The 20,609-nt window shown below is 72.8% G+C and carries 12 protein-coding genes and 1 pseudogene; 5 read left to right on the top strand and 8 right to left on the bottom strand.

The window, feature by feature from the left end:
• Nucleotides 1-3,570, top strand: a 3,570-nt coding sequence (locus tag DY245_RS39600; protein WP_128511946.1) for a multifunctional oxoglutarate decarboxylase/oxoglutarate dehydrogenase thiamine pyrophosphate-binding subunit/dihydrolipoyllysine-residue succinyltransferase subunit, incomplete at its 5' end; no start/stop codon positions are given.
• Between the two features lie 111 nt (nucleotides 3,571-3,681).
• On the opposite strand, the gene fxsT is transcribed toward DY245_RS39600, so the two are convergent.
• From fxsT to DY245_RS39565, 7 genes are all read right to left on the bottom strand, one after another.
• Complete coding sequence (gene fxsT / locus DY245_RS39595; RefSeq protein WP_244943545.1) at nucleotides 3,682-6,747, bottom strand: FxSxx-COOH system tetratricopeptide repeat protein; 3,066 nt, start codon at nucleotides 6,745-6,747, stop codon at nucleotides 3,682-3,684.
• A 133-nt stretch (nucleotides 6,748-6,880) separates the two neighbouring features.
• Entirely contained in the window at nucleotides 6,881-8,035 is a 1,155-nt protein-coding gene (locus DY245_RS39590; RefSeq protein ID WP_181924067.1) for an FxsB family cyclophane-forming radical SAM/SPASM peptide maturase, read from the bottom strand.
• Nucleotides 8,036-8,200: 165 nt separating this feature from the next.
• On the bottom strand, nucleotides 8,201-8,404 hold the full coding sequence (locus DY245_RS39585; RefSeq protein WP_128511945.1) for a YxD-tail cyclophane-containing RiPP peptide: 204 nt from the start codon (nucleotides 8,402-8,404) through the stop codon (nucleotides 8,201-8,203).
• A 104-nt stretch (nucleotides 8,405-8,508) separates the two neighbouring features.
• A complete protein-coding gene (locus DY245_RS39580) occupies nucleotides 8,509-11,958 on the bottom strand; it encodes an SAV_2336 N-terminal domain-related protein (protein WP_128511944.1) in 3,450 nt (1,149 codons plus the stop codon).
• Between the two features lie 5 nt (nucleotides 11,959-11,963).
• Nucleotides 11,964-13,019, bottom strand: coding sequence for an AAA family ATPase (locus DY245_RS39575; protein ID WP_128511943.1), 1,056 nt, complete (start codon nucleotides 13,017-13,019; stop codon nucleotides 11,964-11,966).
• Nucleotides 13,020-13,522: 503 nt separating this feature from the next.
• Nucleotides 13,523-15,790 (bottom strand): VMAP-C domain-containing protein, encoded by a 2,268-nt coding sequence (locus DY245_RS39570; protein WP_128511942.1) that lies wholly within the window; start codon nucleotides 15,788-15,790, stop codon nucleotides 13,523-13,525.
• Nucleotides 15,790-16,221 (bottom strand): CU044_2847 family protein, encoded by a 432-nt coding sequence (locus DY245_RS39565; RefSeq protein ID WP_128511941.1) that lies wholly within the window; start codon nucleotides 16,219-16,221, stop codon nucleotides 15,790-15,792. Before DY245_RS39565 ends, DY245_RS39570 begins: the two co-directional genes overlap by 1 nt.
• 153 nt (nucleotides 16,222-16,374) lie before the next feature.
• Between DY245_RS39565 and DY245_RS39560 the strand changes: the two genes are divergently transcribed.
• The 3 genes from DY245_RS39560 (at nucleotide 16,375) to DY245_RS39550 (ending at nucleotide 18,839) form a co-directional block, all read left to right on the top strand.
• Nucleotides 16,375-16,557 (top strand): DUF6104 family protein, encoded by a 183-nt coding sequence (locus tag DY245_RS39560; RefSeq protein WP_030081126.1) that lies wholly within the window; start codon nucleotides 16,375-16,377, stop codon nucleotides 16,555-16,557.
• Nucleotides 16,558-16,737: 180 nt separating this feature from the next.
• Nucleotides 16,738-17,691 carry a DUF4097 family beta strand repeat-containing protein gene (locus DY245_RS39555; RefSeq protein ID WP_128511940.1) on the top strand — a complete coding sequence of 318 codons (954 nt, stop codon included), beginning with the start codon at nucleotides 16,738-16,740 and terminating at the stop codon, nucleotides 17,689-17,691.
• A 2-nt stretch (nucleotides 17,692-17,693) separates the two neighbouring features.
• On the top strand, nucleotides 17,694-18,839 hold the full coding sequence (locus tag DY245_RS39550; protein WP_128511939.1) for a PadR family transcriptional regulator: 1,146 nt from the start codon (nucleotides 17,694-17,696) through the stop codon (nucleotides 18,837-18,839).
• 144 nt (nucleotides 18,840-18,983) lie between these two features.
• On the opposite strand, the pseudogene DY245_RS48555 reads toward DY245_RS39550, so the two are convergent.
• Nucleotides 18,984-19,930: pseudogene (locus DY245_RS48555) on the bottom strand (serine hydrolase domain-containing protein).
• A gap of 279 nt (nucleotides 19,931-20,209) precedes the next feature.
• On the opposite strand from DY245_RS48555, the gene DY245_RS39540 reads away from it, so the two are divergent.
• The coding region (locus tag DY245_RS39540) for an SCO6745 family protein (protein ID WP_425329508.1) at nucleotides 20,210-20,609 on the top strand (400 nt) is incomplete at its 3' end.

The raw sequence follows: 20,609 nt of genomic DNA, 5'->3' as shown, positions 1-20,609 counted from the left end.
GCCCCGTCGTCCCCGGCCGCGCCTGCCGCCGCAGCGGCTCCCGCCGCGGCCGAGCCTGCGCCCGCCCAGCCGGCAACCCCGGCGAAGCCTGCCGCGAGCGCTCCGGCGCCCGCCCAGGCCGCTCCGGCGAAGGCAGCTCCGGCGAAGGCCGCCCCGGCCAAGCCCGCCGCGAAGCCGGCTGCCGCGGAGGGCCTGGCCCCCGGCGGTCCCGAGTTCGTCACCCTGCGCGGCCCCTCGGCCGCCGTTGCGAAGAACATGAACGCCTCCCTGGAGCTGCCGACGGCCACGTCCGTCCGTGCGGTCCCGGTGAAGCTGCTCTTCGACAACCGCATCGTGATCAACAACCACCTCAAGCGCGCCCGTGGCGGGAAGGTCTCCTTCACCCACCTCATCGGGTACGCGATGGTGCAGGCCCTCAAGGCCATGCCGTCGATGAACTACTCCTTCGCGGAGAAGGACGGCAAGCCGACGCTGGTCAAGCCCGAGCACATCAACCTCGGTCTGGCCATCGACCTGGTGAAGCCGAGCGGCGAGCGCCAGCTGGTCGTCGCGGCCATCAAGAAGGCCGAGACGCTGTCGTTCTTCGAGTTCTGGCAGGCCTACGAGGACATCGTCCGCCGGGCCCGCGACAACAAGCTGACGATGGACGACTTCACCGGAGTCACCGCGTCGCTGACGAACCCGGGCGGCATCGGCACCGTCCACTCCGTGCCGCGTCTGATGCCCGGCCAGTCCATGATCATGGGCGTCGGCGCGATGGACTACCCCGCGGAGTTCCAGGGCACCTCCCAGGACGCCCTGAACAAGCTGGGTGTCTCCAAGGTCATGACGCTGACCAGCACCTACGACCACCGCGTGATCCAGGGCGCCGCCTCCGGCGAGTTCCTGCGCATCATGAGCCAGCTGCTGCTCGGTGAGAACGAATTCTTCGACGACATCTTCAAGTCGCTGCGGATTCCTTACGAGCCGGTCCGCTGGCTGCGCGACATCGACGCCTCGCACGACGACGATGTCACCAAGGCCGCCCGGGTCTTCGAGCTGATCCACTCCTACCGGGTCCGCGGCCACGTCATGGCCGACACCGACCCGCTGGAGTACCACCAGCGCAAGCACCCCGACCTCGACATCACCGAGCACGGCCTCACCCTGTGGGACCTGGAGCGCGAGTTCGCGGTCGGCGGCTTCTCCGGCAAGTCCATGATGAAGCTGCGCGACATCCTGGGCGTGCTGCGCGACTCGTACTGCCGCACCACCGGCATCGAGTTCATGCACATCCAGGACCCCAAGCAGCGCCAGTGGATCCAGGACCGGGTCGAGCGCTCGCACAAGTCGCCCGAGCGCGAGGAGCAGCTGCGCATCCTGCGCCGGCTGAACTCCGCCGAGGCCTTCGAGACGTTCCTGCAGACCAAGTACGTCGGCCAGAAGCGCTTCTCGCTGGAGGGCGGCGAGTCCGTCATCCCGCTGCTGGACGCGGTCATCGACTCCGCGGCCGAGTCGCGCCTGGACGAGGTCGTCATCGGCATGGCCCACCGCGGCCGCCTCAACGTCCTCGCCAACATCGTCGGCAAGTCGTACGCGCAGATCTTCCGCGAGTTCGAGGGCAACCTCGACCCGAAGTCGATGCACGGCTCCGGCGACGTGAAGTACCACCTGGGCGCCGAGGGCACCTTCACCGGCCTGGACGGCGAGCAGATCAAGGTCTCGCTGACCGCCAACCCCTCCCACCTGGAGGCCGTGGACCCGGTCGTCGAGGGTGTCGCGCGTGCCAAGCAGGACATCATCAACAAGGGCGGCACGGACTTCACGGTCCTGCCGATCCAGCTGCACGGTGACGCGGCGTTCGCCGGCCAGGGCGTGGTCGCCGAGACGCTGAACATGTCCCAGCTGCGCGGCTACCGCACCGGCGGCACGGTGCACGTCGTCATCAACAACCAGGTCGGCTTCACCGCCGCCCCGGAGTCGTCGCGCTCGTCCATGTACGCCACCGACGTGGCCCGCATGATCGAGGCGCCGATCTTCCATGTGAACGGCGACGACCCCGAGGCCGTCGTCCGCGTTGCCCGTCTGGCCTTCGAGTTCCGCCAGGCGTTCAACAAGGACGTGGTCATCGACCTGATCTGCTACCGCCGCCGCGGCCACAACGAGTCGGACAACCCGGCCTTCACCCAGCCGCTGATGTACGACCTGATCGACAAGAAGCGCTCGGTGCGCAAGCTCTACACCGAGTCCCTGATCGGCCGGGGCGACATCACCCTCGAAGAGGCGGAGCAGGCGCTCCAGGACTTCCAGGGCCAGCTGGAGAAGGTCTTCACCGAGGTCCGCGACGCCACGACGGCCCCCGTGGCCCCCGAGGTGCCGCAGCCCAAGGCCGAGTTCCCGGTCTACGTGGACACCGCGATCTCCCAGGAGGTCGTCAAGCGGATCGCCGAGTCCCAGGTCAACATCCCCGAGCGGGTCACCGTCCACCCGCGTCTGCTGCCCCAGCTGCAGCGCCGCGCGGCCCAGGTCGAGGACAACACCATCGACTGGGGCATGGGCGAGACCCTCGCCATCGGCTCGCTGCTGATGGAGGGCACCCCGGTCCGGCTCGCCGGCCAGGACTCCCGCCGCGGTACGTTCGGCCAGCGCCACGCGGTCCTCATCGACCGCGAGACGGGCGAGGACTACACGCCGCTGCTCTACCTCACCGAGGACCAGGCCCGCTTCAACGTCTACGACTCGCTGCTGAGCGAGTACGCGGCGATGGGCTTCGAGTACGGCTACTCGCTGGCCCGCCCCGAGGCGCTGGTCATGTGGGAGGCCCAGTTCGGTGACTTCGTCAACGGCGCCCAGACCGTCGTCGACGAGTTCATCTCCTCCGCGGAGCAGAAGTGGGGCCAGACCTCCGGCGTCACCCTGCTCCTCCCGCACGGCTACGAGGGCCAGGGCCCGGACCACTCCTCGGCCCGGATCGAGCGCTTCCTCCAGCTGTGCGCGCAGAACAACATGACCGTCGCGATGCCGACGCTCCCCTCCAACTACTTCCACCTGCTGCGCTGGCAGGTGCACAACCCGCACCACAAGCCGCTGATCGTCTTCACCCCGAAGTCGATGCTGCGTCTGAAGGCCGCGGCGTCGAAGACGGAGGAGTTCACCACGGGCGGTTTCCGCCCCGTCATCGGCGACTCCACGGTCAAGGCCGAGGACGTCCGCAAGGTCGTCTTCTGCTCCGGCAAGGTCTACTACGACCTGGAGGCCGAGCGCGTGAAGCGTGGTGCCAACGACACCGCGATTGTCCGCATCGAGCGCCTCTACCCGCTCCCCGGCAAGGAACTCCAGGCGGAGATCGCCAAGTTCCCGAACGCCGGGAAGTACCTGTGGGTCCAGGAAGAACCGGCGAACCAGGGTGCCTGGCCGTTCCTCGGCCTCAACCTGATCGACCACCTCGACCTGGCCGTCGGCGCCGACGTCCCGCACGGCGAGCGCCTGCGCCGCATCTCGCGGCCGCACAGCTCGTCCCCGGCCGTCGGCTCCGCCAAGCGCCACCAGGCCGAGCAGGCACAGCTGGTCGCGGAGGTCTTCGACGCGTAGGCGCCGGAGCCACCGGGTGAACCGGTAACGCCGAAAGGGCCCGTCCTCGCTTTTGCGGGGGCGGGCCCTTTGGGCTGTGCGCGCCGGGTGGCGGCGCGCCGCGGCGGCCCGTTATACGGGCTGCGGTTCGAAGTCCCAGTACGGGCGCCGACGGCGCCGGGCGGACAGGGTGTGCGGGTGTTCGGGGCCCAGCGTCTCGGAGAGCTGCAAGATCGCCTCCTGCTCCAGCTTGGACGCCTCCTGGCCACGGCGCAGCGCGCGCAGATCCTCGGCGAGGGCCGTCTTGGCGGAGAGGGTCAGCGGGTGGGTGTCACCCAGCATCGCCTTGGCCCGCTCCAGGGTGTCGCGGCCCAGCTCGACCGCGCCCTCCTCGTCCTCGACGCGGTTGCGCGCGGCGCCGACGTTCAGCGCGCACCCCAGGGTCCAAGGATGGTCGGGGCCGACCACCTGGGTCATCCCGCTCAGCGACCGCTCGGCGATCTCCAGCGCCTCCGCCAGTTCACCGAACTCCGCGCGGACCAGGCCGGTGTTCCCCAGGGTGCCGACGGTGTACGGGTGGCCCTCGCCGACCAGCGAACGATAGGACTCGGCGACCTCCTCGGCGAGCTCACGGGCCTGCCCCAGGTCACCGTGCTCGCGCAGGAAGGTGGCGTGGTCGGCGCGGACACTCAGCGTCTCGGGGTGCCGGGGCCCCTGCACCCGGCGGGACCGCTCGACGAGGTCGGTCATCAGCTCGCCGGCTCGCGCGGCCTCGCCCGAGCGGCGCAGACACAGCGCGAGGTCGTGCTCGGAGCGCAGGGTCTGGGGGGTGTGCGGGCCCATGACCTGGAGATGCAGCCGGGCGTTGAGTTCCTGGCTGGAGGTGGCGTCGCGGTAGCGCCCGAGCAGGCGCAGCGTCCGGGCGTGTGCGGCGCCGGCGTTCAGGGTGAGGTGGTGGCGGGCGCGCAGCTCGCGCTCCCGGTAGGCGAGCACCTCGCGATGGGTGACCAGCGCTTCCTCGTAGCGGCCGAGCAGCGCCAGTACGCATCCGAGGTTGTGGCGCGAGGAGAGGGTGCGCGGGGCCTCCGGACCGAGCAGGGCTACGTAGGCGCGCCAGACGGCGTCGAAGAGGGCGTGCGCCTCGTCGTAGGAGCCCAGCGCCATCAGGGTGCCGGCCAGGCCGTCCTGCGCGCGCAGCAGATCGGCGTCGGAGGCGCCCCGTTCGGCGGAGAGCTGGTCGACGACGGCGCTGCCGACCGCCTCGGCCTCGCGGTAGCGGCCGAGCCTGCGCAGCATGTTGGCGTGCTGGTGGGTGAGCACGAGCATGGTGCGCTGGGTGGGTTCGAGGCGGCTGCGCCAGCGGGACATGAACAGTTCGCACAGCCGCAGGCCCATCCGGTACTCGCCGCGCACCCGCAGATATTCGACGCAGTTGAGGAGCAGCTGCTGAACGGCCGGGTCGGGGCTGTCCAGGACGCCGGCCGGCTCCAGATGCGGGATGAGTTCGGCGTAGCGGTCCCAGTAGCGGGTGTCGGCGGGGTTCTGCGGGTCGGCGGTGACCAGCACCCGGCAGGCCGCCGCCGACATCAGGTCGCGCTCGTCCTCGGTCATGTCGCTGCGCAGGAACCGGTGGTAGAGCCGGTGCATGAGCGCGGTCTCCACGGCCGGGTCGGAATCCTCGGAGACCTGGTAGTCGAGGCGTACGGCGGTGGATTCGGTCAGCCGGCGCAGTGCCGTGTTCCAGCTGATCGGCTCCGCGGCCAGGTCCGCGAGGTATTCGGGCAGATCGCCGCGGCGGGCCTTGGCGAGCATCGGCACGGGGATGGCGTCGGGCGCGAAGAACGCGAACAGCTTGAGCAGTTCGACCGCCCCGGGGCTGCGTTCGCGCAGGGTGTTGAGAGTTATGGCCCAACTCGTCTGGAAGGCCATGGGGTAGTCGGAGGAGATACGGATGCCGACGAGGCTGGGCTCGCCGCGCCGGATCAGCTCGATGTACTCCTTGGGGGACATCGGGTTGGCGTCGAGCCAGGCGGCCGTCTGGGCGAGCAGCAGCGGCAGGTCCTGTACGGCATCGGAGAGCAGATCGGCTTCCATCGGCGTCAGCCGTGGTGCGCGCCGCCGGGCGTAGGCGACGCTCTCGATGCGGGTGAAGGGCCGTACCTCGATCTCCTGGGCGCTGCCGGATCCCGACCAGTCGCGGGTGAGGGTGGTGATCAGGACATGGCCGCGGCCGTCGGGGACCAGGTCCTCGATCTGCTCCATGTCGTCGGCGCTGTCGAAGATCAGCAGCCAGCGGCGGTAGGGGCGGCCGATGCGGAGGGCCTCGTGGACGGCGCGGATGCGGTCGCCCAGCTCCCGGCCGACGGGGAGGCCGAGCCGGGTGGCGAGCTCGGCGAGCTGTTCGCGGGCGGCGCCGCGGTTGGTGGCGCTGATCCACCACACCACGTCGTAGTCGTTGCCGAAGCGGTGGGCGTATTCGGCGGCGATCTGGCTCTTGCCGACGCCGGAGGTGCCGTACAGCGCGATCCGGGTCTCCAGCGGCGGGCCCGCGCCCGCCCCGGAGCCGGCCAGCTTGCCGTGCAGCTCTTCGAGTACGTGGTCGCGGCCGGTGAAGCGGTTGTTGCGGCGTGGGATGTTCCACACCTCGGGCGGGTTGTTCGGGAAGCGGGGCGCGCCGGGCGCGCTGTCGTCCACGGCCCGGCCCGGTGTGCTGATGCCCAGCCGGTGCAGCAGGCGGCGGTTGGCCTCGCGGGCGTCCAGGTCGCGCAGGTCGGCGGGGCGCAGCAGGGAGGCGGTGGCCGGCAGGCTCTGGGTGGCCACGCTCACCGCGGCGAAGCGGTCGGCGTGCTGGGGCACCACCTCGCGCAGCGCGGCCGTCCACTCGTCCTGCGTCTTGGGGCCGAGCCGGAAGTACCAGTCGTCCAGCACGATCAGCAGCCGGCCCTCGGCCTCCAGCAGCCCCGACAGCTCCTCCACCAGCGCGGTGTCCACATGCGGGTCCCAGCGCAGCATGGTCGTGCCGTGGCCCTGCTGCTCCAGCTGGTGGGAGATCCAGGCGGCCCATGGGCGGGTGAAGCCCGCGTAGCTGATGGTGATGTGCTCGTTGGAGCCGGTAGGACCAAAAGAACCGGAGGAACCAGAAGAACCAGAAGAACCAGAAGAACCAGAAGAACCAGAAGAAGTGGCCTGATCGACCATGCGACCGTCTCCCTGAGATGCGATGGTGCGCGCGTGCGGAGGCTGACTCATCAGGCACGCCCTGGCTCTTTGGCACGATAGCCCAAGTGTCCCTCCATATGACGACAGTGCGTCAGGTCATGTTGAAGGCACATCAGTTGAGCGAAACCGCGGCATTCAGGCGGTCGGCGATATGCCGTATCAGGCGTTCCAGGTCGGCGCAGTAGACGGACGGATTGGCGAATCCGCCGGTATCCGCGCGGTAGCGGTGCGCGTAATTGCCGCCGCCGCACACCTCCACCAGGGTGCAATTGCGGCACTGTGCGCCGAGCCCGTCCCGGCCGCGCTGGCGGACGGCCATACCGGGGTGCGCCAGGGCCTCGTCGAAGGTGTGGTGGAAGACGTCGAGACCGGTGGCGGCGGCGCCTTCGTAGGTGGATTTGAGCGAGTCCACCTGTTCGATGGCGCCGTCGGTGTCGACGACCAGTGCGACGACCGGTGAGAGGCCGACCGCCTCGCTGGAGCTGGGGCGGCCCAGAAGGAGGCCGAGGATTTCGGTGAACACCCGCACCCGGGGGCCGGGGCCGCCGTCCCACCACAGGTCGAAGACGGTGCACAGCCAGTCGCCGTACGGGGTGCGGCCGGCGGGCCCGAGGGGGGCGGGCGGTGGGCTGGACCAGTTGGCGTGCGGGAGGAGGAAGTCGAGCATCGGGGGGTCGAGTGCGCGCAGCGAGCGGTAGACCTCGGCGGGGTCGGTGGTGATGTCGATGGTGCACAGGATGCCGGCGAAGATGTCGGGGCGGCCGGAGAGCAGGCCCACCGCGCGGGAGACCGCGGGCCAGGAGGGCCGCCCCGCATGGTCGATACGGCGGCGGTTGAGGCCGGCGATGCCGCCGTCGAGGCTGAGGCCCAGCCGGAATCCGGCGATGCCGAGCACCTCGATCATCTGCGGGGTGAGCAGGGTGCCGTTGGTCTGCACGCAGAAATCGGCGCTGCAGTCGGCGGGCAGCGCGGCGCGGATGGCGGCGGCCTGTTCGAGGAGCGGGCCGGGGCCGGTGAGCAGCGGTTCGCCGCCGTGCAGATCGATGCGGACCGCGCGCAGCCGGTGGGTGCGGGCGTGTTCGGCGATGCGCAGGGCGGTCTGCCGGATCGTGGCGGCCGGGACGGTCTGCGGGCGCCGGCGCCAGCTGTGGTCGGGGCCGGCGTAGATGTAGCAGTAGGTGCACGCGAGGTTGCAGCGGCTGTGGACCTTCAGCACGAACTGCCGGAAGGGCACGGCAGCGGCCTTGCCGGTCTGCACCCCCGCCACGGCGTCGCCCCCTGCCCTCGTCGGTGTCCGGGATCGTCAACTTCCGCCCGGTACTTGGTACATGGCTCTGCCAATGATCGAAGAAGCAAATTCGCTCAAAAAGTGGCCGATTTCCTTGCACGTTTGCCCAAAAACAACGGTTCCTGAGCATCAACGCAGGACGTTCTACGCGCCGTCCTCGTAATAGGCCACCGCATCGTCCGCCGAAGGCCAGTGGCGCAGCAGCCGCGCCACCACCTCTCCCAGCACCGCATGGTCCGTCCGGGCCGCCAAGCTGCCCACATCAACCCCGGCGAAATCCGGCAACGGCTCGGCCGAAGGCCCCGAGGGGGCGGCCGCAGCCGGTTCGGTGCGGGGGGTAGTCGCCACGCTGTTCTCCTCTGGCCGGCTGGACGGGGGTGTTCCCGAACTCCTGTCCACAGAAACACGTTCGGGGGCCGGCTGCCAGGCAGCCGGCCGGGGGCTCAGGGCGCTCAGGCGGTGGATTCGAGGGCGCGCATCCGGGCGCGGGTGCGCTGCGCCTCGGGGCCGCTGTCCTCGGCGGCGCGCTGCCACTGCTCCCAGCTCTCGCGGTAGGCGTACAGCGCGGAGCGGGGACCGGCGGTGACCTCCAGGACCTCGCCGCGGCGGTGGTGGGCGCGGGCGGCCAGCAGGGCGCTGTCGGCCCGACCGGCGGCCGCGGCGGCGCGGCGGTAGCAGGCGGCGGCCCGGTCGTGCCGCTCCCTGGAGTCGAAGCGGCGGTCCAACAGGAGCTGGACATCGCCCACTTCCAGCCAAGCCTCGGCCGACACCGCGGCCGGTACGTCCGCGCCGCGGGCGGCGAGCTCCAGGATCCAGTCGGCCTCGTGCAGATCGGCGAGCGAGGGCTGGCGTTCATGGCGCAGCCGCAGGGCGCGGCCGAACAGCAGCCGGCGGTTGCCGAGGTCGGGGTCCTGGGGCGCGACCCGGGCCAGCGCCTCGCGCAGGACGTGCACCGCCTCGTTGGCCAGCCGCTTGCCCGGCCCGTCGGCCGGCTCCAGGCGGGCCCGCAGCAGCAGCGCCGCACCGCGTTCGGCCAGCAGTGAGCTGTGCTCGGGCGAATCGGGGGCGGTCAGACGGAGCGCGGCGGCCAGCGCGGCGATGGCGTCGTCGAGGGCGGTCAGGGAGCCGGTGCGGGTGTGTACGGCGCGCTGGGCGGCGGCTGTGCGGTGCAGGCTGTCGGCTTCCAGAGCCGGGTCGTCGAGTGCGCGGGCCATCGCGCGGGCGCGTTCGAGGGTGGGGAGTACGGACGGCAGCCCCGTGCCGCCGTTCAGTTGGCGGGCCGCCGCGAGATCGAGCAGCGTCTCGCAGACCAGCCGGTCGGCGGCGCTGCCGCGGCGGCGCAGCAGCACGGTGGCGGTGTCGAGGTCGTCGGCGGCGCGTACGGCGAGCGCCTCGGCGGGGCGCGGTCCTTCGGGGTGGCCATGGGCGGCCCGTCGGGCCTGGTCGAGCAGGACACCGCCCCGGGCGGCGTAGACCTCGCCGGGGACCTGCTCGCCGCTGGGCCACTGGTCGAGGAGGGTGGTGAGGGAGCGTTCCGCTTCGTCGAGCGGGTCGGGTGGGTCGACGGGGCCCGGGGGGCCGTGAGGGCCGGGGGAGGCCGTAGTTCCGCCGGCGTCCGAGGTGACGGCTGTTCCGTCGGGCTCGGGTGCGTCGGCCATGGTGGGCAGGGCGGCCAGACGGCGCAGGACTTCGGTGCGTAGCACCATGCTCTCCAGGACACGGGGGTCGAGCAGGCTCATCAGCCCGCAGGCGGCGTGCAGATGGCGGGCGGCGTCGACGAGCGCGGCGCGTTCCTCGTCCGGGGCGCCGGCGGCGCGGCGTTCCTGGGCGCGGGCATGGCCGACCCGGCCGAGCACGATCAGCGCCCGGGTGCGTTCGGCCTCCCGCCCGGGGGCGGCGCTCTCCTGGCCGTCGGCGGCCTCCTCCCCCGCCGTGGCCCGCTCCGCGGCGCGTACCGCCCGCTCCGCCTCCTCCAGGGCGTCCGGCTGGCGCCATTTCGCCCAGGCGTGCAGCAGGGCGCGGGCGAGGTCGGTGCCGGCCGGCGGCAGGCGTCCGGCGGCGGCGCGCAGCAGGCGGACGGCCTCGATCAGATCGCGGACGGCGCGGTCCTGTTCGTAGCGCTCCAGGAGGGCCGCGCCCTCCGCGGCCGGGCCGTCGGACACATACGGGCGACGGTCGGGCGGGCGCAGCGCGGGTTCGAAGCGGCGCAGTACGCGTTCGGAGACCCGGGCGAAGGGTTCGGGGACGGCGAGCTGGCCGGTCTCCGGCTCACGGCCGCTGCCGGAGAGCATGGCGACCGCGACGGCCGGGAAGTTGCGGGCGCTGCGGCCGAAGGTGCGCTCGATGTAGAGCGAGCAGTGCTTGAGGACCAGGGCGGCCTCGCCGGCGCTGAGCCGGCCGAGGAGGGCGTCGCGGACGCCGGGCACGAAGTCGTACCAGGGTCCGGCCACCCCGCTCTGCTCCCCCGATGGCCTCTCGTCCGGCGGGAGTTGCGTGACCAGGCCGCTGAGCAGCACCTCCGCCAGCTCGGCCGGGCCGGTCTGCGGCAGCATCGCGCGCTGGACGAGCTGGATGACGGGCAGCGCGAGCGGGACGGCCGAGAGATGGACGGCGAGCAGCCGGGCGGCGGGCGAGGCCTGCTGGTCGAACTCGCTGACCATACGGGCCGGTTCGCCGCGCCCGGGCGCGGGCGGCGGTCCGGCCGGGGGCTCGGCGCCGTGGTCGGCTCGGACGACGGAGGCGGCGCCGCGCAGCGAGAGGCCGGCGTCGGCGGCGGCCAGCCGGGCCCAGGAGCCGAGGGCGGAGGGGGTCGCGGACAGGACCGGGACGGCGCGTTCGCGGACCGCGCCTGCCGATGAGCCCCGTGCCCCGACTGGGCGGCGGCGGCGTCGAGCGGGCCGGAAGTCGAGGGCCTGGTAGGGGCCCTGGCGGCGGACGAGGGTGCCGGCGACGGCGGGCAGAAGCGTGCGCGCCCACATCCGCTGGGGCAGCGGCTGGACCACCGCGAGCGGGGCGTCGGCCGCCCAGCGGTAGAGGAGCCGCTGCATCCGGCCGTCCCGCCACAGCGGGCCCGCGCAGTCGCTGATGACGAGGGTGAGGTGGTGGCCCGTGGGGTCGTGCAGCTGGTCGGCGGGGCGCAGCGGGCGGCCGGGGCCCGGGGCCGCGGCGACGCCGACGTCCGGGCCGTGCGGGTGGAGGTAGTGCACGGTGACGTCCCGGAAGGCGCCCACCCGCTCACAGACCTGGCGCAGGTCGTGCAGCATCTGCTCCCAGACGGCCATCGAGGACGAGCCGTCCATCAGGAGCCGCAGTGCCGACGCGCGGCGGTGCACCCCGCGCAGCACCGGGATGATCATTTCGGCGTGGGCGGAGAGCTCGGCGGTGGCGGGCTCGTCCAGCTTGCGGCGGGCCGGGGCGGCCGGCGGGCGGTAATGCTGGACGGGCCGCAGCGCGCGCTGCAGCGGCAGCAGTCCGGGGAACGCGGAGGCGATCGGGACGGCGACCTCGCCGAGGCGGTGGCGGTCCGGATCGGGCACCCGGTCGTCCTGGGTGGGCAGCAGCTCCGCGACCCGGTGCCGGGCGCTGTCCTGGAGCACGGACGACGACGGGTCCCCGGCCGATAACGCGGGGCCGCCGTCGGCCGGCGGCGTCCCGGTGTCGGGCACGGGGTCCGCCGATACGGCCGGTCCGACCCGGAAAGTGGCCGGATCTGTACGGTCGGCGGAGGTCGCGCGAAGGGGCCCGTCCGCGTCGGAGGCATCGGGCCGCGGCGCGGGCGGCGTGATCCACTGGGCGAGCCAGAGCGCATCGGCCATGCCACGGGCATCGGCCGGCACCCCCGCCGCGGTCAGCCGGGCGACGAGCTCGTCAAGGGGTCCGGGGCCGGGCTCCCCGAGGGGCACCGCACTCACCTCGTCCGATCAAGAGGCCGCATCAGCTCCGCCGTCAGACGCCGCCGGGTCTCTTCCTCGTCCTCGTCCGTCCAGCCGGCCTTCTGGGTGAGGTGGATGGCGTTGAACAGCTGGTCGACGGCGCGCACATCGCCGGGCTCGCGGTCCAGGAAGCGGTCGATCACCGCTTCGTAGCGCTCGGCGGCCCCCTCGCCGAAGTGGGCCCGCACCATCGCGGCGAGCCGCTCCTTGTCGGGGGCCGGGATGTGGAGGTGGATACAGCGGCGCAACAGGGGCGCCGGGAAGTCCCGTTCGCCGTTGCTGGTGAGGACGATGAAGGGGAAGGCGTGACAGCGCACCCGGCCGTCGCGGACCGTCACCCGGGTGCCGTCGTCGCTGAGCACCGCCACCTCGGGGGCGGATCCGGCCAGCCGCTCCAGCTCCGGAATCCTGAACTCCCCTTCCTCCAGGACGTTGAGGAGGTCGTTGGGCAGGTCGATATCGCTCTTGTCGAGCTCGTCGACGAGCAGTACGCGGGGCCTGGCGGCGGGCAACAGGGCCGTACCGAGCGGGCCGAGGCGGATATAGCGGCCGATGCCGCCGCCGGGTTCATCGGCGGCATCCGCACCCGTTGCCGCCGTTGCCTCGTCGGCGGTCGGGGCGGCGCGGGCGATCTGGAGGTCCTGGAGGCGGCCGATGGCGTCGTAGTCGTACAGGCCGTCGCGGAGCGTGCTGCGGCTGACGACCGGCCAGCTGAGCACCCGGCCGAGGCCGAGTTCATAGGCGACCGAATGCGCCAGGGTGCTCTTGCCGCTGCCCGGCGCGCCCGTCACCAGCAGCGGCCGGCGCAGATAGAGGGCGGCGTTGACCAGCTCGCGCTCCGTCTCGCCGGGGCGGTGGTGGCTAGCCTCCCGGTGCTGGACGCCCAGCCTGCGCTCGGAGGCGGGGTCCAGGGCGGCGGGCGGCGCCACGAGGGGGCCGCCGTCGAAATCGCGCCAGGGGGGTGGCGGCGGAAGGTGCTCAATTCCGTCGTGCGGTGCCCCCGCGCCACGGTAGATGAGCCAGTCGCTCACGTCGGAACTCCTCGTCGCCGGCCAGGCATCGGTCTGGAGCGAGGGCCATGGAGGACCGCCGGAGACGTCGGCATCCGCCCCGGCCTTCCCCCGCGCCCGCCACGCATACTCATCGCCATCACGTCGTCACGAACAAGTCTTCCACGACGCTATGACAGTACCCATCCATACGGAAGCGCACGGGGCGGTTTCCGGTCTCGCGTGGTGGCGCCGTGGGGCGCCAAGTGCTGTGTACGGGGCGCCACTTGTCACACAAGGGCGGAGGCCGCCGGGGCGGGCACCGGGCGCATGCGGGGCGTACGCGGCGCCCGCTTCACCTAGGGCCTGTCTCCCCGATCTGCGTGGATCAGCCTGCGGCGTCTGGTGCCGTGCATCGCAAGGCGGAGGATCATCCCCGTACTGGGCGTACTGGGATGACTCCGACAACGCGGCGAGGTGCGGTGCCAGGCGTCGCAGGCCCACGGAGATCGGGGAGACAGGCCCTAGGGGCGGCGCCGGCCCGCTCATCGCGGCGACACCTGTGGCCGGTCCGTGAACAGCTGCGGTATCGGGTCCTCCGGATCGTCGTAGAGGAGCACCAGGTCGCGGGCCCAGTGCGTGCCCTCCTCCGCGGCCTCGGCGGCCTGCGCGCGCAGCTTTCTGACCAGCTCGGGCAGCCGGGCCAGGCCACCCGAGTCGTGAAGCAACTCCCGTACACCGCGGTGGAATTCCTCGCACGAGGCATCACACTCCCGCTCCTCGCCGTGGCCGCGGGCCGGCCACAGCCCGGCCGGGAAGCCGGTGTCCAGGGCGACGCCGACCGCGTCCCGGCCGAACCCTTCGGCGACCGTGTGGCACAGCGCGGGCAGCGCGCCCTCGTCCGCCTTCTCCAGCAGCCGCCAGATCGCCTCGGCGGAGCCCGCGCCGGGCCGCGCGCCGGCGCGCGGCGGAAGGCGCAGCGCCTGTAGTTCGGGCGCGGCGGCAAGGCCCTGCCAGCGGCGCAGCCAGGCCGGATCGACCTGTTCGCGCCGTCCCTGGTCGCGCAGGATCACCGCGCGCCCGGGGCCCACCGGCCGCAGCCGGGCGGTGCGCCGGGTCGAGGCCGCGACCTCCCACTGGCCGGCGGCGGTGTGCCAGCGGCCTTCGGGGACGGCGACCTCCAGGCGTACCCGGGCGCCCGGCCCGGCGTCGCTGTCGGCCCGCAGCAGCCGCCCGCCGAGCCGCCGCAGCACCTGCTCCCTGGCCTCCTCGAAGGGCACCCCGCCGGCCGACTCCTGGACGTCCACCCGCAGCCACTGCCCCTGGCCGTAGCCCTCGCTGACCGACCAGTTGAACAGCTCGTGCCCGCCCTCGTCGTAGAAGAGCGGCTCGAACTCGACGAGCACGGAGCGCGGCCGGCGCCGCACCGGCCCGATCCTGCGGCGGTCCTGCGGCTGCAACACCACCGCCTTGGCCTGCACGAACTCCGTGAGGCGGGCCGCCTCTTCGCGGACCGCGGCGGCCTGTTCGCCCGGTACGTCGCGCACCTCGTCGGCGGTCAGCTGGGCCACGATCCGCAGATAGTGCACAAAGGTGCGGAGCTCGGTGTACGGATCGCTGCCCTGGTAGAGCGCGCCGTGGCCGTCCCGCCAGGTACGCAGCGACCAGGCCCCGGGCCGCTCGCCGCGGTCCAGCACCTCGCCGACCGCCGCCTCCACGGCCAGCGGGTCGCGCGGTGCGGGCAGCCGGGCGAGCAGATCGAGCGCCTGCAGCCGCTCCTGTACACCCCACAGCCGGCCCCGGCCCGCCATGATCGCGTGCTGGGCGTCGAACCAGGTGGGCCCGCCGCTCCGGCCGAGGTCCTGACCGGCCCAGTGCCAGCGGTCGTGCAGGCTCATCAGCGCGTGGTACGGGTCGGGGCCCAGGCCCTCGGCGCCCACGACCAGATGCTCGGGCCCCAGCCCGCGCAACGCGGTGACCGGCACCGCGAGCCCGACATGGTCCTGCTGGTGGCGGCCCTTGACGATGCCGACCACCTCGCCGCGGTCACAGTCCAGCAACGGCCCGCCGGACGCACCGGGCGTGACCCGCACATCGCTGCCGAACTGCAGACCGCGGGCGTCACGGGCGCCGAAGCGGACGGCGATGAAGGGGTCGACGGGGGTGGCGGGGGTACGGGGGGCGGCAGGCACGGCAGGTACGGCGTCGGCGCCACGGCCGTCGTGCGCCTCCTGCGCTCCGCGTACGCCGTCCCCGCCACCCTCCGACTCACGTATTACGCGTTCCTCCGCCGGGCCCCCGGCCGCACTGCCGCTCACACTGCCGGCTCCGCCCGCGCCGGCCCCGGCCGCAACCCCGCCTCCGCCTCCGCCCGACTGATCATGCCCGCGAAAGATGTACGCGTCCTCCAGGAGCGTCGCCGGCTGATCGCTGAGCCAGGCGCAGGGGTGCTCGATCTCCGGGTCGAGCAGCCGGACCAGGGCGAGGTCGGCGCGGGCGGCGGCGGGCCCGGCCTCCGGGTCGGGCCGGCTCAGGTCGTACGCCCAGCGCGCGGACACGACCCGGCCGCCGAACACGACCCCGAAGACACCGGCCGGGCCGGTCTCGCGGCGCCGCCCATCGCTCGCCGCGAGCACATGGGCGCAGGTCAGCACCCATCCCGGCGCGATCAGCACGCCGCTGCCCCACAGCCGGGTGTCGGTCGCGTCCGGCGCGGCGCGCAGTCCGACGGTGGTGCGTCCGGCGTGGTCGAGGAGTTGTGCGTAGTGGGCGCGGTCACCGCGGCCGGTGGGCTGCCCCTCGGAGGTCGCCATCAGCGGCTCGAATCGTCCGGCTCCCGGCGGTCGGCCGCGTTCGCCCGCCGCGGCTCCTCCGGGGAGGAGCCGGCGCGCTCGCTCCGCCAGGTGAGCGTGATGGAGAGGTTGGCCTTCGCCTCGCCGTCCGCGAGCAGCGCGACGGCCTTGCCGGGCTTGGCCGACAGCTCCACGCCGAAGGTCACACTGGTCTCGTGCGGCGCGACCCGCTCGGTGGCCTGCCGGACGCTGTCGGCGACCCCACCGATCACCTCGCGGAGCCCCTCGACCCGGGCACCGAGCGCGTCCCAGGCGCCGACGTCCTCGAAATCCTCGTCCGCCGTCCCGTCCGGATCGTCCACCCCGTCGAGCCCGGGCGCGTCCAGCCGGGAGACCCGGGCCCAGACCTCCGTGCCGTCGGGCAGTTCGATGCGCTGTGCGCGATCTTGCATCACGGCCTCCTGCTCCCCCTGGACGACAATTCCCCAATTGCCGCAGGACCGTTGACAGGTGATCAGGCTAGCCCGCGGGCGCCTGTGGCGCGAGAGGTCCGTGGGCCTGCCTATCCTGGCCGGGAATGTCCCATGACCCCTGATGGAGAGCGCGTGTATTTCACTGACCGTGGCATCGAGGAGCTGGAGAACCGACGCGGCGAGGAGGAGGTCACCCTCGGATGGGTGGCCGATCAGCTGCGTACGTTCGTCGACCTGAACCCGGACTTCGAGGTTCCGGTCGAGCGGCTGGCCACCTGGCTGGCCCGCCTGGACGACGAGGACGAGGACGAGTAGGCCCGGACGAGCAGGCCCCGGACGGGCGTAGGCCCTGGACACGTAGGCCCTAGGGGACGCGTCGGGGGCGAATAGGGGCAAGCTCCGGGGCGGGGCGCTTGACTTCCGCAAGCCGCGATATATCGTGTCTGGAGAAGACGCGATATGTTGCGTTGCACGGCTATCCAGGGGAGGCCAGGAATGTCAGCCCGGACCGAGTGGTCGCAGTATCCGATGCAGGTGGCCGAACCACGCAAGCTGGAGATCACGGAGCCCGTCGAGGCGCTCAACGTGCGCGTGGTCGGCGGCACCGTCAATGTCGTCGGCACCTCGGACGGCAGCCCCGCCCGCCTGGAGATCAGCGAGCTGCACGGCCCGCCGCTGACCGTCTCGTGCAGCGGCGGCACCTTGTCCGTCGGGTATGAGGACCTCCCCTGGAAGGGGTTCTTGAAGTTCCTCGACCGCAAGGGGTGGAACCGCGGCGCGGTGGTCTCGGTGACCGTTCCCGCCGACACCCGTGTCGAGGTCGGCGTGGTCGGCGCCAGCGCGGTGGTCTCCGGCATCGCGGGGCGTACGGACGTCCGCGGCGTCTCCGGTGACAGCACGCTCGTCGGGCTGGCCGGTGCGGTGCGGGCCGACACCGTCTCGGGCAATGTCGAGGTGCAGGCGCTCACCGGCGATCTGCGGTTCAACTCCGTCTCGGGGGATCTGACGGTCATCGACGGCGCGGGCGGCGCGGTGCACGCCGACTCCGTCAGCGGCAACATGGTCCTCGATCTGGACCCCGCGCAGGGCGCCGACATCCATCTGGCGACGGTCTCCGGGGAGGTCGCCATCCGGCTGCCGGACCCGACCGACGCCACGGTGGACGCCAACACCACGTCCGGCACGGTCGCCAACGCCTTCGACGCTCTGCGGGTCAGCGGCCAGTGGGGCGCGAAGAAGATCACCGGCTCGCTGGGTGCGGGCACCGGCACGCTCAAGGTCACCACCGTCTCCGGCGGCCTCGCGCTGCTGCGCCGGCCCGCCTTCGAGGACGAGGACAGCCCGCGGAGCGACCTCGGTGACGGCCCCGCGGGCCCGGGCGACGGCCCGGCCCCGGGCCCGCACAAGGACTCGCCCACCGCCCCGCCCGCCGAGAAGAAGGTGCTCTGAGCATGCCTCCCGTCTTCGCCCATGGCCGCCTCCGCCTCTACCTCCTCAAGCTGCTGGACGAGGCCCCGCGGCACGGCTACGAGATCATCCGCCTCCTGGAGGAGCGCTTCCAGGGCCTGTACGCCCCCTCCGCCGGCACGGTCTACCCCCGGCTCTCCAAGCTGGAGGCCGAGGGCCTGGTGACGCATGCGACCGAGGGCGGCCGCAAGGTCTACTCGATCACCGACGCCGGCCGGGCCGAACTCGCCGACCGTGGTGGCGAGTTGGCCGATCTTGAGCTGGAGATCAGGGAGTCGGTCGCCGCGCTCGCCTCCGACATCCGGGAGGACGTGAGCGGTTCGGCGCGCGATCTGCGCCGCGAGATCCGGGAAGCCGCACAGCAGGCCCGCGCGGATGCGGGCGCGTCCGGTAAGGCCGGGCGGAACGGCGACGGGACGAAGACCGGCACGGACGACGGCGCCGGACGGCCGTTCCCGGGCGCCTCCGACTACTTCGACGGCGCATTCGGCGACAAGGAGTCCTGGCGGCAGGCCAAGGAGGAGTTCCGGCGCGCCAAGGAGGAGTGGAAGGAACAGGCGCGGCGGGCCAAGGAGGAGAGCAAGCGGGCCAGGCAGGACGCCCAGCGGGCCCGTAAGCAGGCCCGGGAGGCCCAGGTGTTCGCGCGCGAGGAGATCCAGCGGGTCATCAAGCACGTACAGGAGCAGGCCCAGGGGGCGGTGCGGACCGGCGACTGGTCGGGCGCGGTGCGCGAGGCGCTGTCCGAGGTGTCCCGCGAGGTCGGCCGCTTCACCGGCGGCCTGCCCGGCGAGGACCGGGCCGGTGCGCAGGACGGCGGCGCACGGAACGGCGACGCCAACGGGACCCGGGTGACGGTCGAGCGCGTCGACCTGGCCAAGGAGGGCCCGGCGGCGGAGGCTCCCCCGGCGCCGGAGTGGGCGCACGAGCCGGCGGGCGACGATCCGGCCCGCGACTTCGACCGGCTGCTGGACCGCTTCCGCGACGATCTGCGGGACGCGGCGCGCGATCACGGCGTCACGGCCGAGCAGCTCAAGGAGTCCCGCCGCCGGCTGTCGACGGCCGCCGCCCACATCGGCGCGCTGCTGCGCCACCCGGAGCAGTACTCCTCGCTCACGGACCCGGACGACTAGCCGGAGGAGCGGGGCGGGCCAACCGCCCGGCTTCCCGACCGCGGTGAGGGCGGACGCGCCGAAACAGTGCGCCCGCCCTCACCGCGGCCGACCGGCCACGCACCCGGCTCCGGCGGCACGACGCCCCGGAGCCGGGCCCGGACCTCACCCCCCGAGGCTGTCCCGCAGCGCCCCGATGAGCCGTTCGGCGCGCTGGTCACCGCCGCCGCCCATCCGGTTGGCGGTAGCGGCGAAGCCGACGCCGAAGGCATCGTCCCCGAAGGTGAATTGGCCGCCCGCCCCGCTGTTGGCGAAGGAGCGCGGGCCGAGCAGCCGGCGGAACGCCGAGTCGACGACGAAGCCGGTCCCCCAGCGCGCGCCCAGATTCGGCAGCCCCGACCACGACGGCCCGCCCGACAGTTCCTTGACCGCGTCGGTGACGGTGTCCTCGGTGAGCAGCCGCGCCGAGCCGTCCACGGCGGTGGCGACCGCCGCGTACAGCGCCGCCAGGCCGCGTGCCGAGGAGACCCGCGCCCGCACCGGGGAACTCTGCGGTCAGCACCGCCGGCGAGTTCCAGCCGTGCGGATCGTCGAGACCGGGGAAGGGCAGTGCCCCGTTCATCGTCACCGCCCGTGCGAGCAGCGCGTCGGCGGGCGGCATCGAGGCCCGCCCCTCGGCCTCGATGAGCCGGGCCAGCTGCGGTATTTCCTCCTCCGGCATGCCGAGCCAGGTGCGCAGCCCCAGTTCGTCGCCGATGATTCCAGGCGGTCAGCTCCTCGAAGGTCAGCCGGCGCTCGGCGAGCGGGATACCGGCGGTGTGGGCGAGCACCATCCGGGTGGTGATCCGCTCCTTGCCGTGCTGTGCGAACTCCGGCCGGTAATTGGCCACCGGAGCGTCGAGATCCAGCCGCCCCTGCTGGGCGAGCAGATGGGCCGAGATGCTCACCAGGGCCTTGGTGCAGGACATGACCGGAAGGACGGTGTCCTTCGTCCAGGCCCGGCCGGTCCGGTCATCGGCGGTCCCGCCCCACAGGTCGGCGACCTTGCGTCCGTCCACGAACACGGCGAGGGCGGCGCCGAGTTCACCGCGCTCCGCGAAGTTCGACCGCATATCGCGCGGACGTCCCGAGCGGACGGTCCGCGGGGCCTCCCGGCGCCGGCGGCTGAAACCCTCTGCGCCCCAACCAGGCGTCAGCTACACAGAGTTGTCATCTACGTGCTGGATTTACGCGGCGTAATCGGGGAAGTCAGTATTTCGCACGGCTTTTCGTCCGGCACCGGGTTCCAGGGAGCCCCAGCTGCCCGATTCCTCGGACCGACGGCCGTGTTCCGGACTACGGTCCAACCCTCCCTGTCTGCGCACGCATCGTGAAGGCCATGAGGTAAAGCGATGTCGGAATACCTTTCGGTCGCCCGCCGGATGTGGCACGTGCTGGAGCCACTGCACGCCACGCTGTACTTCGCCCCCGAGGCCCGGCAGGTCGCCGCCGACCTCGGCTATGACGTCGCCACCCGCTGGCCCAGCTATTTCGCCTGGCGTACGGCTCCGCTGGGCGCCGCCGGGCCCGAGCTGGTGGCCGCGACGTACTACAGCTTCAGCCCGCGGCTGATCGCCCGCCATATCCCGCAGATCTGGACCGTCGCCGAGCCGGCCAAGGTGCTGGACGCACGGCTGCTGGCCATGGACCGCGCACTGACCTCCCTCATCGGCGGCCGGCTCAGCGCCGCCCAGCTCGGCGAGGCGGCCCGGCTGGCCCGCCAGGCGGCCGAGAACGCCGGCCCGGCCGCCC

The organism is Streptomyces inhibens (genome assembly GCF_003389455.1).
Taxonomy (GTDB): Bacteria; Actinomycetota; Actinomycetes; order Streptomycetales; family Streptomycetaceae; genus Streptomyces; species Streptomyces inhibens.
The sequence above is the reverse complement of the archived record's forward strand: the minus strand, read 5'-3'. Positions and strand labels throughout refer to the sequence as shown.